Genomic DNA, 2,242 nt, shown 5'->3' on the forward strand with positions numbered 1-2,242 from the left:
TCGGGCGCACCGCCCGATCGGCCGCCTGCTGACGACGAACCATCCCACACCTCGCTGATCACAAGGTGTTGCGACGACCGGTTGAATCCGCCCTGACAGCCGTGGTCGGCGTGGTGAACGAGCTCGCCGGGGGCGACTTCGCGGCTGGCCAGGGCATACTCCAGCGAGGTGAGGACCAGGTCCGCGTCCGCGCGGGCGGAGGTCTCCCAGGCGACGACACGGCGGGAGAATGCGTCGCGGATCGCGGACAGCCACAGCGGCCCCTCTTCGGTGGGAATTATGGTCAGGTCGGTGACCCACAGCCGGTTCGGTCCGTTCGCGGTGAAATCGCGTTGCACCAGGTCAGGCGCCAGATCGGCGTCCAGGTCACGCCGAGTGAAGCCCTTGCCCCGGCGGGGGCTGATTCCGGCCAGGCCGGCCTGGCGCATGAGCCGCTCGACGCGCTTGCGGCCGACGTGGACGCCCTCACGCTTGAGGACGGCGTGTACGCGGGGGGAGCCGTAGATCCCGCCGGACTCGTCGTGGACCTGCCGGATCCTGCCCGTCAGCTCGGCGTCCCGGCGGCGCCGTTCGCACGGCTCGGTCTCGGCCTGGCGCCACCGGTAGTAGGTGGAGGAGGGGATGTTCAGTTCCCGGAGTACGGGCTCGACCCCCAGATGCGGGTGCTCGTCAACGAGCGCCGTCACCTGGGCCGGGTCGGGTCGAGCTGGGCCGCGAAAAAAGCCGAGGCCGTCCGCAGGACCTCATTCGCACGCTTGAGCTGGGCATTCTCCTTCCGTAGAGCGGCAAGCTCCTCACGCTCGGCGGTGGTGAGCATGTCGCCTCGCTCGCCGGCATCGGCCTCGGCCTGGCGAATCCAGTTGCGCAGGGCCTCGTGGTGCACGCCGAGTTCCTCGGCCATGCGGCGGATCACAGGCTTCGGCTCGGAAGCGCGGTACATCCGCACCGCACGCTCTCGCAACTCCAGCGGGTACTTCCTCGGGGCAGGCATCGTCAGATCTCCTCTCGTGAGCCCTATCTGACCTGCTGTCACCTCTCCCCACATCTCGGGGGAACCTCATATCCGGCGTACCGCCGTTTCGCGTTTTCGACGCCCGCATGGAAAGGCGTGGTGTCGATGCCCTCTGCCGCCCACCGGCTGAGAATTTCCGACAGGGGCCGGAACACGTGATCCGGATGCTTTGCCGTGAGCGGGGACACGTCCGCGCGAATGGCCGCCAGTGCCGCCATTGCCTTAGCGCCGGTTACAGACTCGTTCGGGGCGAGTTGCGTTAAGCCGCCGCACCCGCCTTGATGAGCTGAATGTGGGACTTCTGCATCCCCTCCGGGAGTGCGTCCGGGCTGAACCATTTCGCCTCCAGAATCTCGAAGCCGTCGAGCTTGAGAGTTCCACCCACGTGAAGCGCTTCGTAGGCGATTTCCACGCGGAGTTTGTAGCCGCTGGTTACCTGAACGAGTCGCCCCGGTACGACTTCAAGACCGGTTTCTTCCCGGACCTCGCGAACGATGGTCTGCGGGAATTCCTCGCTCTTGATTGCGTAGCCGGTCGGTAGGCCCCATGGCCGGTCTGCGGGCCACATGCGGTGCTTAAGGAGTAGCACCTCCCCCGCCTCGTTTCGTACTACGCCCGTCACGCCGATCATGAATTTGGCGTGCGCGAACCACAGGACGCGCCATTGCAGGGGGCCGCGAATGAGTTTCCACAGTCGCGCAATGATTCGTTTCATGTGCACCCTTTCGATAGGGCAAGCGTGTTGGCGCTTGCGGTGCCTGACTCAACCTATGCCGTGGGCGGTGGGTCACGCCCTCAGGGCGACAGGCACGCGGCACACGAAACTGTGCGCTGCCACTGGGTTAGTTCGCCGACAGCCCCACAGACCGGTTTGCCGTCGTCATCCAGGGCGTGAAAGGTCTTCACGTCGTCCCCAACCGTTGCCGTGATCGGCCGGATAGGTGCCAACAGTTCCTGATCACTGCTCACTGCCACGCTCCGGGCTCGAATCGGTACGACCGCTCGATGTGCTCTTGGTAGGTCAGGTGGCCACGGTGTGCCTTGAAGTGGTCGGCCGCCCAACGCGTGCCGTCCGTGGGGTCCGTGCTGTCGACGCTCGCCTGTCCGCACGCCTGACACTCCATGGTGTGCAAGGTTGGCGGGTCTTCAAAGTTGAGCGGTGCGGAGGTGTCCGCGGGCTCGGCGGGTGGTGACGCAGCGTGTGCGTAGGCGCTGGTTTGTAGCGTTGCG

Annotated in this window: 4 protein-coding genes; all 4 read right to left on the reverse strand. The window is 65.9% G+C overall.

The window, feature by feature from the left end; all coding sequences use genetic code 11:
- On the reverse strand, positions 1-686 hold a 686-nt coding region (locus ACFC02_RS42315; RefSeq protein WP_376368319.1), incomplete at its 3' end, for an IS3 family transposase.
- Positions 683-1,045, reverse strand: a complete 363-nt coding sequence (locus ACFC02_RS42320) for a transposase (protein WP_376368321.1) — start codon at positions 1,043-1,045, stop codon at positions 683-685. The genes ACFC02_RS42315 and ACFC02_RS42320, both read right to left, overlap by 4 nt.
- Positions 1,046-1,271: 226 nt before the next feature.
- Positions 1,272-1,727 carry an NUDIX domain-containing protein gene (locus ACFC02_RS42325; protein ID WP_376368323.1) on the reverse strand — a complete coding sequence of 152 codons (456 nt, stop codon included), beginning with the start codon at positions 1,725-1,727 and terminating at the stop codon, positions 1,272-1,274.
- A gap of 250 nt (positions 1,728-1,977) precedes the next feature.
- Positions 1,978-2,242: hypothetical protein (locus tag ACFC02_RS42330; protein WP_376368325.1), on the reverse strand; the 265-nt coding region annotated here is incomplete at its 5' end.

This window comes from Streptomyces sp. NPDC056160, assembly GCF_042268205.1.
Lineage (GTDB): Bacteria > Actinomycetota > Actinomycetes > Streptomycetales > Streptomycetaceae > Streptomyces.